Here is a 12574-nt window from a genome sequence, read left to right as displayed (position 1 = left end):
TGCGCACGCACGTCCCGTCTCGTGGCAATCCGTCGTGTGCCGTACAACCCGGCGGGGAGGTCGACGGTCCGTGCGCGCGATCCGCCGTACGCAGCCGGAGCGGGAAGCGCTAGCGGTCCACCTTCGACTTGAAGCCCCGGCCCCACTGCAGGCCCCAGCCGTACAGCCGGTCGAGCTCCGCCTGGAAGCCGTAGACGAACTTCACCTCGCGGTGGACCAGGATCTCGCCCTTGACGTTCTCGATCATCACCACCGCGCAGGAGCGGGCCTGTGGATGGCGTTCGTCCAGGCCTATCTCGATCCGCGGGCCGTTGCTCGGGAACAGCGTGACGATGGCGTGCGTGCGGTCGAAGGCGGGCGTCTGGTCGTAGATGTACGCGAAGACCAGCAGGCGTTTGATGTGCTCGCGCTGGTCCAGGTTGACGTAGATCGTCTCGCCGGACGCCGAGCCGAACCGGTCGTCGCCGCTGAGCTTGACGTACGGCGCCGCGTTGACGTCGCCGAGGAAGCCGCCGAGCGGCTGGACCACGCCCTTGGTGCCGTCCTGGAGTTCGTACAGGCAGCCGAGGTCCAGGTCGACGTTGACCATGCTCTGGCTGTGGGCGACGACCTCCGGGGGCTTGAGCGCCTTGAGCGGGTGCCGCAGCAGGCTCGCCCGCTGGGAGCCGGGCAGATCGGAGGTCCGCATCCGCCAGCTCAGGTTGATCCGCAGATGGCCGTTGGCCGCGCCCTGTTTGGTCAGGGACACCTGCGCGTGCCGTTTGGTCAGTTCGATGGCGTTGGTGGCCGCGTTGCCCGAGTCGAAGGCGGTCTCTTTCCCGCGCCACAGTCCGTCCAGAAAGCCCATTCCCGCCCCAAATCCGCTCGTGGGACCCCGCTGTCCCCGCTGCCCTGCGCTGTCCCGCTGCCCTGCCGCCCCGCAACGACCGACGGGGCGGCCCCGAGGAGTGGTCCTCGACGGCCGCCCCGCACAGAGCGTTCCTCACGCGGAGGGCTGTCACACCCCGGACGAGACCTCGGTCTTCTCCGGGGTTCCCCCGGCCGCCGCGATCGCCTTGTTGCGGCGCACGGAGGACCAGAAGGAGGCACCGATCAGGACGACACCGATGAGGCCGGTGATGATCTCGTTGATCTCGTACTGGATCGTGATGAGCAGCAGGGCGGCGAGCGCGCCGATGGCGTAGTGCGCGCCGTGCTCCAGGTAGACGTACTCGTCGAGGGTGCCCTGGCGGACCAGGTAGACCGTCAGCGAACGGACGTACATGGCACCGATGCCCAGGCCCAGGGCCATCAGCACGATGTCGTTGGTGATGGCGAAGGCGCCGATCACACCGTCGAAGGAGAAGGACGCGTCCAGGACCTCGAGGTAGAGGAACATGAAGAACGCGGCCTTGCCGGCCATCGCGACCGCCGTACGGGGCTTTCCGGCGCGCGCGGCCTTCTCCTCCTCCTCGTGTTCGCGTTCCTCCTCCTCTTCGAGTTTGTCCTCGAAGTAGCCGGAGAGTCCGCCCACGATCATGTAGGTGATCAGACCCCCGATACCGGCGAGGAGGACGGTCTCCGCCTTGTCGACATGGAGGCCGCCGTGCTGGTGGGCGTTGGCGCCGACGGTCAGGGAGGCGATCAGCAGGACGATCAGCGCGATGCAGACCGACAGCATGTCGACCTTGCCGAGCTTGGAGAGCGGGCGCTCGAGCCAGGTCAGCCACTTGATCTCCCGGTCCTCGAACACGAAGTCCAGGAAGATCATCAACAGGAACATGCCACCGAACGCGGCGATCGACGGGTGGGCGTCGGTGACGAGTTGCTGGTACTGGTCCTTGTCGCTGAAGGCGAGATCGACCGCTTCGATCGGACCGAGCTGGGCACTGATGGCGACGATCACGACGGGGAAGACCAGCCGCATACCGAAGACGGCGATCAGGATGCCGATCGTGAGGAAGATCTTCTGCCAGAAGGCATTCATCTTCTTCAGGATCCCGGCGTTGACCACCGCGTTGTCGAAGGACAGCGAGATCTCGAGGATCGACAGGATCGCCACGATGCCAAAGGCGGTCCACCCCCCGAAAAGGATCGCTGCGACCAGACCGAGCGCGGTGACCGCGAACGACCAGCCGAAGGTTTTCAGAACCACTGGCTACCCCATCATGTGAGGGGGGCTCCACCGGACGATCTCCGGAGGAGACTCTCCCCGCTGCCGTAGTCGGCTTTACGAAACATTGACTCCGAAGTCTAGAGCGATGCCCCGCAGCCCTGACGCATACCCCTGTCCCACGGCCCTGAACTTCCACTCGCCCTGATAACGGTAGAGCTCGCCGAAGATCATCGCGGTTTCCGTGGAGGCGTCCTCCGACAGGTCGTACCGGGCGAGTTCCTGGCCGTCCGCCTGGTTGACGACGCGGATGAAGGCGTTGCTGACCTGACCGAAAGCCTGGCCGCGGTCGTCGGCCAGGTGGATGGAGACCGGAAAAACGATCTTGTCGCACCGGGCCGGCACCTTGGAGAGGTCGACCAGCAGGGACTCGTCGTCGCCGTCGCCCTCGCCGGTGAGGTTGTCACCGGTGTGTTCCACCGAGCCGTCCGGGCTCGTGAGCTGGTTGTAGAAGACGAACCACTCGTCCCCCATGACCCGGCCGTCGCTGCACACCAGTGCGCTGGCGTCGAGGTCGAAGGGGGCTCCGGTGGTGGAGCGTGCGTCCCAGCCGAGCCCGATCATCACCTGCGTGAGGTTCGGTGCGGCCTTGGACAGGGAGACATTGCCTCCCTTGGCGAGCGTGACGCCCATGATGCTGGTCCCTCCCCTTGGGGCCTGTCTTTCGGTTCCTCCCGGGGACGCGAGGCCTGGCACGCACTCCCCCGAGCTCTTCGAGCAGGGGGGACCCCAGCCGCGGTGTCGTCGGTCGCCGTGGCTCCGCCATGACTCCCTCCTCCGCCTTGCAGCTGCGCGCACCAGCCCCCCGCTCACCGGAGCTTTGTCAGGCGCTGTCTCTTGGAGTCGGGATGAACCCAAAGACAGGCCCATGATGTCTCTCAGGTGGTCCTGCGCGTCCGGCGCCCCACGTAAACCGTGCGGCGCCGGACAAAACAGTCGTGCGAGGCGGCCGGACCCGGGCGACGCCCGGGACGTGACCGTCTCAGACGTTCACGCCGAAGTCCTGCGCGATGCCGCGCAGGCCGGAGGCGTAGCCCTGGCCGATGGCACGGAACTTCCACTCGGCACCGTGCCGGTACAGCTCGCCGAAGACCATGGCGGTCTCCGTGGAGGCGTCCTCCGACAGGTCGTAGCGGGCGATCTCTGCGCCGCCGGCCTGGTTGACGACGCGGATGAACGCGTTGCGCACCTGGCCGAAGGACTGCTGGCGGTTCTCGGCGTCGTAGATCGAGACCGGGAAGACGATCTTCTCGACCTCCGCCGGGACACCGGCGAGGTTGACCTTGATCTGCTCGTCGTCGCCCTCGCCCTCACCGGTGAGGTTGTCGCCGGTGTGCTCGACCGAGCCGTCGGCGCTCTTGAGGTTGTTGAAGAAGACGAAGTTGGCGTCGTTGGTGACCTTGCCGGTGTTGTTCACCAGCAGCGCGCTGGCGTCCAGGTCGAAGTCGGTGCCGGTCGTGGTGCGGACGTCCCACCCCAGTCCGACGATGACCGCGGTCAGGCCCGGCGCCTCCTTGGTCAGCGATACGTTGCCGCCCTTGCTGAGGCTGACTCCCACGAGTCCTCCATTGATGTCCGGGGGCGGGAAGCCCCGTCGTGCGTTGGATGTCCGATCAACGTGTCGATCCTAGTGATGGGTTCCCGGCCGCCGCAGGCCCCGGGCGAGGGATCACGCGGTGTCGGACGTGCTCACAGTGCGTCGAGCGCCTCGACGTACTCGTTCAGGTCACGTGCGTCGGGCAGCGCGTTGACGACCGTCCAACGCACGATGCCCTCCCGGTTCGATGACGAAGGTCCCCCGCACGGCGCAGCCCTTGCCTTCGTCGAAGACGCCGTACGCGCGTGAGACCTCGCCGTGCGGCCAGAAGTCCGACAGCAGGGGGTACTCCAGGTCCTCCTGCTCGGCGAAGACGCGCAGGGTGTGGATGGAGTCGTTGGAGACGGCGAGCAGCCGGGTGTCGCGGTCGGTGAGGAGCGGCAGGTTGTCGCGCAGTTCGCGCAGCTCCCCGGCGCACACGCCGGTGAAGGCGAAGGGGTAGAAGACGAGCACCACGTTCCGCTGTCCGAGGTGGTCGGACAGTCGTACGGGCGCGCCGTGATTGTCCTTGAGCTCGAAGTCGGGGGCCTTGTCGCCGACCTGGATCGCCATCGCCTCGTTCGTCCCTTCGGGGGTGCTGTTCCCGGTTCGTTCCCGGGAACACCCTACGCAGGGGGATACGGCAGTGGGCCGGGCGGGCTGAGCTGGTCAGCCCGCCCGGGTTCGGGGTGGGGTGCGGCCCGCGGCGGCGGGAGTGCCGCCGGGGCCGCCTCCGCCGTGACTACCTCCTGGACTTGGCGGTCTTCGGCGTGGCCAGCCGGCTGCCGCTCCAGTCCTTGCCCACGCTGACGCTCTTGGCCGCCGTCAGGCCGGCCGTGGTGGCGGCCTCCGAGATGTCACTCGGCTCGACGTAGCCCGAACGGCCTGTCTTCGGCGTGAGGAGCAGGATGGCCCCGCCCTCTTCGATGTACGTGCCGGCATCCACCAGCGCGTCCGTCAGGTCGCCGTCGTCGTCGCGGAACCACAGCACAACGGCGTCAGCCACGTCGTCGTAGTCCTCGTCGACCAGGTCGCTCTCGATGACGCCCTCGATGGCCTCGCGGAGTTCCTGGTCGACGTCGTCGTCGTAGCCGATCTCCTGGACCACCTGCCCGGGCTGGAACCCCAGCCTGGCGGCAGGGTTCGTCCGCTCCTCCGCGTGGTCCGCGGTCGCGCTCACGGTTTGCCTCCTGATCATGGTTTGGGAATATCTCAGCCACGCGCGGGCGCGCGGCGTTGGCCGTAGTCCACACGGGCGGGGCGGTTCGCGCAAGTACCCGGCCGCAGGGACCGCCGAAACGGTGACGATCCTGGCCGGGTCACCGCAACTCCAGGCACATCATCCTGGCCCACAGTGATACACACCACACCCTTGTGCCCCCTATGGGCGTTTGGGAACTGTATACGGGTACGAGACTCGCACGAGTCCGTAGCCCGTCCCGTATGCCACCGTACCGGTGTCGCGGTCGGGTTACCTATCGGTAGAGATGACGTGTGCGGCCCTGGGGTGGACGATGGGGAGCGCGCAGACGGCTAAATCAGTGAAGCAGCGGCCTTCTCACGGCCCTCTGACAGGTAAGGAACAGCGTGGCTTCCGCATCCGATCGCAACCCGATCATCATTGGTGGCCTTCCGAGTCAGGTTCCTGACTTCGACCCCGAGGAAACACAGGAGTGGCTCGACTCCCTCGACGCCGCCGTCGACGAGCGCGGCCGGGAGCGGGCCCGCTATCTGATGCTGCGGCTGATCGAGCGCGCACGCGAGCGGCGCGTGGCCGTGCCCGAGATGCGGAGCACGGACTACGTCAACACGATCCCCACCCGCGCGGAACCCTTCTTCCCGGGCAACGAGGAGATCGAGCGCAAAATCCTCAACGCGACCCGGTGGAACGCCGCGGTGATGGTCTCGCGCGCACAGCGGCCCGGGATCGGCGTGGGCGGCCACATCGCCACGTTCGCGTCCTCGGCGTCGCTGTACGACGTGGGCTTCAACCACTTCTTCCGCGGCAAGGACGCGGGCGACGGCGGCGACCAGATCTTCTTCCAGGGCCACGCCTCACCGGGCATCTACGCGCGCGCGTACCTGCTGGACCGGCTCACCGAGCGGCAGCTGGACGGCTTCCGGCAGGAGAAGTCGAAGGCGCCCGACGCGCTGTCGTCGTACCCGCACCCGCGGTCCATGCCGGACTTCTGGGAGTTCCCGACCGTGTCGATGGGCCTCGGCCCGATCGGCGCGATCTACCAGGCCCGGATGAACCGCTACATGCAGGCGCGCGGCATCACCGACACCTCGAAGTCGCATGTGTGGGCGTTCCTCGGCGACGGCGAGATGGACGAGCCGGAGTCGCTGGGCCAGCTGTCCATCGCCGCCCGCGAGAACCTGGACAACCTGACCTTCGTCGTCAACTGCAACCTGCAGCGCCTCGACGGGCCGGTGCGCGGCAACGGCAAGATCATCCAGGAGCTGGAGTCCATCTTCCGGGGCGCCGGCTGGAACGTGATCAAGCTGGTCTGGGACCGCTCCTGGGACCCGCTGCTCGCCCAGGACCGGGACGGCGTGCTGGTCAACCGGATGAACACCACACCGGACGGCCAGTACCAGACGTACGCCACCGAGTCCGGGGCGTACATCCGCAACCACTTCTTCGGCGACGACCACCGGCTGCGCGCCATGGTCGAGGGCATGACCGACGACCAGATCCTGTACCTGGGCCGCGGCGGTCACGACCACCGGAAGATCTACGCGGCGTACAAGGCGGCCCTGGAGCACAAGGGCCAGCCGACGGTGATCCTCGCCAAGACGGTCAAGGGCTGGACGCTGGGTCCGAACTTCGAGGGCCGCAACGCCACGCACCAGATGAAGAAGCTGACGGTCGACGACCTCAAGGGCTTCCGGGACCGCCTGCACCTGCCGATCGCCGACAAGGACCTGGAGTCCGGCCTGCCGCCGTACTACCACCCGGGCCGGGACTCGGAGGAGATCCAGTACATGCACGACCGCCGCAAGTCCTGCGGCGGGTATGTACCGACCCGCGTCGTGCGCTCCAAGCCGCTCGCGCTGCCCGGCGACAAGACGTACGCGAACGTGAAGAAGGGCTCGGGTCAGCAGTCCATCGCGACGACCATGGCCTTTGTCCGGCTCCTCAAGGACCTCATGCGGGACAAGGAGATCGGCAAACGGTTCGTGCTGATCGCGCCGGACGAGTACCGCACGTTCGGCATGGACTCGTTCTTCCCGAGCGCGAAGATCTACAACCCGCTGGGCCAGCAGTACGAGTCCGTGGACCGGGATCTGCTGCTCGCGTACAAGGAGGCGCCGAACGGGCAGATGCTGCACGACGGCATCTCCGAGGCCGGCTGCACGGCCTCGCTGATCGCGGCCGGCTCGGCGTACGCCACGCACGGCGAGCCGCTCATCCCGGTGTACGTCTTCTACTCGATGTTCGGTTTCCAGCGCACCGGTGACCAGTTCTGGCAGATGGCCGACCAGCTGGCGCGCGGTTTCGTCCTGGGCGCGACCGCGGGGCGCACGACCCTGACCGGTGAGGGCCTTCAGCACGCGGACGGCCACTCGCAGCTGCTGGCGTCCACGAACCCGGGCTGTGTCGCGTACGACCCGGCCTTCGGGTTCGAGATCGCGCACATCGTGCAGGACGGTCTGCGCCGGATGTACGGCGGCGACGAGCAGCACCCGCACGGCGAGGACGTCTTCTACTACCTGACCGTCTACAACGAGCCCATCCAGCACCCGGCCGAGCCCACGAACGTGGACGCGGAGGGCATCCTGAAGGGCCTGTACCGCTTCAGCGAGGGCACGGCGGGCAGTCTGCCCGCCCAGATCCTCGCCTCCGGTGTCGCGGTGCCCTGGGCGATCGAGGCGCAGAAGATCCTCGCCGAGGAGTGGAACGTCAAGGCCGACATCTGGTCGGCGACGTCCTGGAACGAGCTGCGGCGCGAGGCGGTGGACTGCGAGCGGCACAACCTGCTGCACCCGGAGGAGGAGCAGCGCGTCCCGTACGTGACGCGGAAGCTGGCCCCCGCGCAGGGGCCGGTCGTGGCGGTGTCGGACTGGATGCGGTCGGTGCCGGACCAGATCGCGCGCTGGGTGCCGGGGACGTACCAGTCGCTGGGCGCGGACGGCTTCGGCTTCGCGGACACGCGCGGGGCGGCCCGGCGGTTCTTCCACATCGACGCGCAGTCGATCGTGCTGGCGGTGCTGACGGAGCTGGCCCGCGAGGGCCACGTCGACCGGTCGGTGCTGAAGCAGGCCATCGACCGCTACCAGCTGCTCGACGTCACCGCGGCCGACCCGGGCCCGGCGGGCGGCGACGCGTGACGTCCCGCCGGGTGGCGTGACGGGACATGGAGGAGGGCCTCCGGCGAGTCGCCGGAGGCCCTCCCCTCCCGTTCGGTCCCGGGTCGGCGGGTTCGTCAGAACATGCCGTAGCCCGGGGTCGTCGCTCCGGCCGGCCAGATGACGGCCAGGAGTGTGTCGATGGCGCCCAGGACGAGGGCGACCAGGGCCGTCACCGGGCGGGGCCCCGCCCAGCTGCGGCCCATGGCGAGCCAGCCGCAGACGATCGCCACGGGGCCGAGGATGACCCCCAGCACGAAGAATCCGGCGACCGCGCGGATGACTCCGATGATTGCGAGCGTCGCGCGATCCGGCCCTCCCCGAGTTCTCGGCTTCGCTCGAACAGGGGGACCCCCCTCGTGACCCCGTCCGGCCACGTGAGCGGGGGTGCCTGCGCGTACCGTGTCCGAAGCTCGCCATCGTCAACTCCCTGATCCCCTTGGTCGGTCGGGGAACTTTTGGGGTTCCTTGAGAGGCGGGTACCCCCGCTTCGGCGGTGAATTCACGCCGGGCGGACGGCAGTAGGGGCCGCTGCCCGCGCGCTGCCCCCCTCCAGCAGCGCGCCGCAGCCGCATCCTCCATGTCCTCCGGAGGACTTGACTCACTGTGACCTGCGGTGCCCACGGGAGGGGAGGGTTCACCGCTTTTGTTCACCCTGATGAGCGAACGCGGCCCGAGGGCCCGTCAGATGTGGCCGACGCCCGCGCCCGCCTCCGCGTTCTCGCCGCGTTTGGTGAGGAAGGCGACCAGCACCGCCACGGCGGCGACTCCGGTGGCGACCAGGGACGCCATGCTCATGCCGGAGAGGAAGGTGTCGTGCGCCACATCGGTGATCTTCGCGGCGAGCGCCTCGGGCATGCCCGGGGCCACCGGCGCCACCCCGACCTGGACGGCCTCGGAGGCCTGCGCGGACTGCTCCGGGGTGAGCGGCGGAAGACCCGCGGCCGCCCAGTTGGCCGGGAGGTCGCTGCCGACCTTGGAGGCCATCACGGCGCCCAGCACGGCCGTACCGAGGCTGCCGCCGACCTGCATGGCGGACTGCTGGAGACCGCCGGCGACGCCGGAGAGCTCCATCGGCGCGTTGCCCACGATGACCTCGGTGGCGCCGACCATGACGGGGGCCAGACCGAGGCCCAGCACGGCGAACCAGAGCGACATCAGACCGCTGCCGGTGTCCTTCTCGAGCGTGGACAGGCCGAACATGGCGAGCGCGGTGAGGGCCATGCCGCCGGCCAGCGGGATCCGCGGGCCGATCTTGGTGATCACCGCACCGGCCAGGGGAGAACCGACGATCATCATGCCGGTGAGCGGCAGCAGGTGCAGACCGGCGTCGACGGGGCTCATGCCGTGCACGTTCTGCAGGTAGAACGTGACGAAGAACAGGCCGCCCATGAACGCGATGGCCATGAGGACCATCAGCACGACACCCGCGGACAGCGCGACGGAGCGGAACATCCCCAGCGGGATCAGCGGCTCCCGCACCCGCGTCTCCCAGAAGGCGAAGATCAGGAAACCGACGACCGAGGCGACGATGAAGCCCCAGGTCTTGAGGTCGCCCCAGCCCCACGCGGGAGCCTTGATGAGCGCCCAGACCAGGCAGAACATCGCACCGGAGAGCAGGGCGATACCGGGCAGGTCGAAGGAGCGCGGGCGGTTCTCCGCGCGGTGGTCGAGCAGGATCCACACACCGAGGGCGACGGCGACGACGCCGACCGGGACGTTGATGAAGAAGACCGACTGCCAGCTGACGTGCTCGACGAGGACGCCGCCGAGGATGGGGCCGCCGGCGGTGGAGGCACCGATGACCATGCCCCAGATGCCGATGGCCATGTTGAGCTTCTCGGCCGGGAAGGTGGCCCGCAGCAGACCCAGCGCGGCCGGCATCAGCAGCGCGCCGAACAGACCCTGCAGGATACGGAAGACGATGACCGCCGCGATGCTGTCGGACAGGCCGATGGCACCCGAGGCGGCGGCGAAGCCGACGACGCCGATGAGGAAGGTCTGCCGGTGGCCGAAGCGGTCACCGAGCTTGCCCGCGGTGATCAGCGAGACCGCGAGGGCGAGGAAGTACGAGTTGGTGATCCACTGGACCTCGGCGAAGGTGGCGCCCAGGTCCCTGGCGATGACAGGGTTGGCGATGGCGACGATGGTGCCGTCGAGGGCCACCATCATGACGCCGACGGCGACGGTGAAGAGGGTGAGCCAGGGATGGCCGCGCAGCCCTCTGCCGGGCCCGTCCGATGGTCCCGCGGGCGCCTTGTCCCCGGGTCCCCTCGCGTCGATGGTGGTCTGACTGGTCATGACGTCGAGGCTAATGTCAGCCGCTGACAGTTGACAAACCAATTCACCGAACGGCAGCCGACTCGTCACGCCCGTATAGCCTGAACTGGGGGAACAGTTCCAGAACGCTCCCCAGGGGACACGCGGGAGGATCGATGGAGACGGTCGGGACCGCCGTCGGCGCGGCGCCTGCGCCGACGCCGGGTCTACGGGAACGCAAGAAGCGGCTCACCCGGGACGCGCTGGTCCGCTCCTCTCTGGAACTGTTCGCGACGCGCGGCTACGAAGGTACGACGGTCGACGACATCGCCGCCGCCGTCGACGTCTCGCAGCGCACTTTCTTCCGCTACTTCGCCAGCAAGGAGGAGGTAGCGTTCCACGTCCCGCGCCTCGCGGAGTCCCTCGTCGTCGACGCCGTACGGGCGCGCCCGCCCGGCGAACCGCCGCTGGACGTGCTGCGCCGGGCCCTGCAGGAGAGCTGGGACGGCATCAACGAGGTCGTCGAGCAGGTCGTCCCCCTGGAACTGCACCTCCAGGTGTACCGGGTGATCGAGTCCACGCCCGCGCTGCTCGCCGCCCATCTGCGGCGCGCGACCGAACTGGAGGACCGGCTGGCCCGCGTCCTCGCCGGCCGCGAGGGCATCGACCTGGACACCGACCCCCGGCCGCGCATCCTGGTGGCCGCCTTCAGCGGGGTCATCCGGGTCGCGGAGCACTCCTGGTCCACCGGGGACGACGTCAGCCTCGCCGCCATGCGCGAGCTGACGACGGCTTACCTGGACCAGCTGGGCCCGGCGCTCGCGGGGAACTGGCGGACCGGTTGAGCCTCCGTCCATGTCCGGCCGGTTGACCACTGCTCACACCCCGACGCGCTGAAACGTGATACCCGTCACTCGACTCACGCGAGACCCTCTCGTTCTCCTAGTGTGTCCTGTCAGTGACTTCCTTCGACACCTCTCCGCAACCGAACGCATGGCGCGCGCTCCTCGCGCTCGCCGTCGCGTTCGTGATGCTGGCGACCACCGGCTGGACGGCCCTGCGCCAACAGCGAAACGCGGCACCTCTCCCCGCCGCGCTCACCGCCTGGGAGCACGGCCGCATGGCGGGCCGCGAGCTGCCCGACCCGCAGTCCGCGCCCGCCGGGCTGGCCCGGTTCTTCGCCTCGCTCACCGAGGCGCAGCGGATGAGCCTCGCCCGCCGCTTCCCGCTCGCGGTCGGCAACATGAACGGCGCCCCGGTCGATCTGCGCTACCGCGCCAACCGCATCGCGCTGGAGCAGGCCCGCGAGGTTGAGCGGAAACGGATGCGCGACACACGTCTCACGCCCGCGGGACAGCATCAGGCGGGCCGCCGGATGAACCGCCTCGGGACGCTGATGAGCCCCGGACGTCAGATCCTCGCCTTCAACCCGTCGGGGCCGGGCCGCGTGGCCGAGGTCTTCGGCGATCTGGACGAGGCCGAACGCGTCTCGGTCGTCGTCCCCGGCGTCGACACGGACCTGCTCACCTTCCAGCGCACCCACCGCCGCCACTCGGCCCCCGTCGGCATGGCCGAGGCGCTGCGCGCGGCCGAGCACGAGGCGGACCCCTCGACCCGTACCGCCGTGATCGCCTGGGCCGACTACACCGCGCCCGGCGGACTCGGCATGGAGGCGGCCATGGCCCGGCGCGCCGAGGCCGGCGCGGTACGGCTCGACGCGCTGCTGCGCGCGTTGCCCGGCGCGGCCCCCGTCTCGCTGTTCTGCCACAGCTACGGCTCCGTGGTGTGCGGGCTCGCCGCGAGCACGCTGCCCGGCCGGGTGACCGACATCGCGGTGGCCGGCAGTCCCGGCATGCGGGCCGAGACGGCTTCCCAACTGCGCACCCACGCGCGCGTGTGGGCCATGCGGGACGCCGACGACTGGATCCAGGACGTGCCCTATCTGGAGGTCGGCGGACTGGGCCACGGCGCCGACCCGGTGTCCCCCGGTTTCGGGGCGCGGGTCCTGTCGGCGCGTGAGGCGGAGGGACACAGCGGGTATTTCGAGCCGGGCACGGACAGTCTGCGCAACTTCGCCGAGATCGGCGTTGGCGCATACCGCGCGGTGGCCTGCGCACACGAGGACGGCGTATGCCGGGCGGGTTTGTCCTACGCCTAGGCACCTGGACGCGCGTAGAGGAAGGAGGAACTGCGGTATGCACGGGGAGGGGACGAAAAAGCTCGTGCCGCATACG

9 protein-coding genes and 2 pseudogenes are annotated in these 12574 nt (G+C 69.0%); 3 read left to right on the top strand and 8 right to left on the bottom strand.

What is annotated here, in order from left to right:
• Window positions 1-109: 109 nt before the first annotated feature.
• The 6 genes and pseudogenes from WJ438_RS28300 to WJ438_RS28275 all read right to left on the bottom strand — a co-directional run bounded on the left by WJ438_RS28300 (window position 110) and on the right by WJ438_RS28275 (window position 4908).
• Window positions 110-847 (bottom strand): Tellurium resistance, encoded by a 738-nt coding sequence (locus tag WJ438_RS28300; protein WP_406727720.1) that lies wholly within the window; start codon window positions 845-847, stop codon window positions 110-112.
• A gap of 150 nt (window positions 848-997) precedes the next feature.
• Window positions 998-2134, bottom strand: coding sequence for a DUF475 domain-containing protein (locus WJ438_RS28295; RefSeq protein WP_406727719.1), 1137 nt, complete (start codon window positions 2132-2134; stop codon window positions 998-1000).
• A 75-nt stretch (window positions 2135-2209) separates the two neighbouring features.
• Window positions 2210-2785: a TerD family protein gene (locus WJ438_RS28290; protein WP_406727718.1), complete on the bottom strand. Its 576-nt coding sequence runs from the start codon at window positions 2783-2785 to the stop codon at window positions 2210-2212.
• Window positions 2786-3134: 349 nt separating this feature from the next.
• Window positions 3135-3710: a TerD family protein gene (locus tag WJ438_RS28285; protein ID WP_406727717.1), complete on the bottom strand. Its 576-nt coding sequence runs from the start codon at window positions 3708-3710 to the stop codon at window positions 3135-3137.
• Window positions 3711-3841: 131 nt separating this feature from the next.
• Window positions 3842-4301, bottom strand: a pseudogene (locus WJ438_RS28280) (peroxiredoxin).
• Window positions 4302-4470: 169 nt separating this feature from the next.
• Window positions 4471-4908: a DUF3052 domain-containing protein gene (locus WJ438_RS28275; RefSeq protein WP_406727716.1), complete on the bottom strand. Its 438-nt coding sequence runs from the start codon at window positions 4906-4908 to the stop codon at window positions 4471-4473.
• 407 nt (window positions 4909-5315) lie between these two features.
• Here WJ438_RS28275 and aceE point away from each other — a divergent pair, with 407 nt between their 5' ends.
• Complete coding sequence (gene aceE, locus WJ438_RS28270) at window positions 5316-8063, top strand: pyruvate dehydrogenase (acetyl-transferring), homodimeric type (RefSeq protein ID WP_406727715.1); 2748 nt, start codon at window positions 5316-5318, stop codon at window positions 8061-8063.
• A gap of 95 nt (window positions 8064-8158) precedes the next feature.
• On the opposite strand, the pseudogene WJ438_RS28265 reads toward aceE, so the two are convergent.
• Window positions 8159-8501: pseudogene (locus tag WJ438_RS28265) on the bottom strand (small hydrophobic protein).
• Window positions 8502-8765: 264 nt separating this feature from the next.
• Window positions 8766-10382, bottom strand: coding sequence for an MFS transporter (locus WJ438_RS28260; protein ID WP_406727714.1), 1617 nt, complete (start codon window positions 10380-10382; stop codon window positions 8766-8768).
• Window positions 10383-10516: 134 nt separating this feature from the next.
• On the opposite strand from WJ438_RS28260, the gene WJ438_RS28255 reads away from it, so the two are divergent.
• A complete protein-coding gene (locus WJ438_RS28255) occupies window positions 10517-11185 on the top strand; it encodes a TetR family transcriptional regulator (RefSeq protein WP_406727713.1) in 669 nt (222 codons plus the stop codon).
• A gap of 113 nt (window positions 11186-11298) precedes the next feature.
• Window positions 11299-12498, top strand: a complete 1200-nt coding sequence (locus tag WJ438_RS28250) for an alpha/beta hydrolase (RefSeq protein WP_406727712.1) — start codon at window positions 11299-11301, stop codon at window positions 12496-12498.
• The last annotated feature ends 76 nt before the right edge of the window (window positions 12499-12574 follow it).

Origin of the sequence: Streptomyces sp. GD-15H, assembly GCF_045291515.1 — a bacterium.
GTDB lineage: Bacteria > Actinomycetota > Actinomycetes > Streptomycetales > Streptomycetaceae > Streptomyces.
Note: the sequence above shows the minus strand (reverse complement) of the source record. Positions and strands in the feature narration are given on the sequence as shown.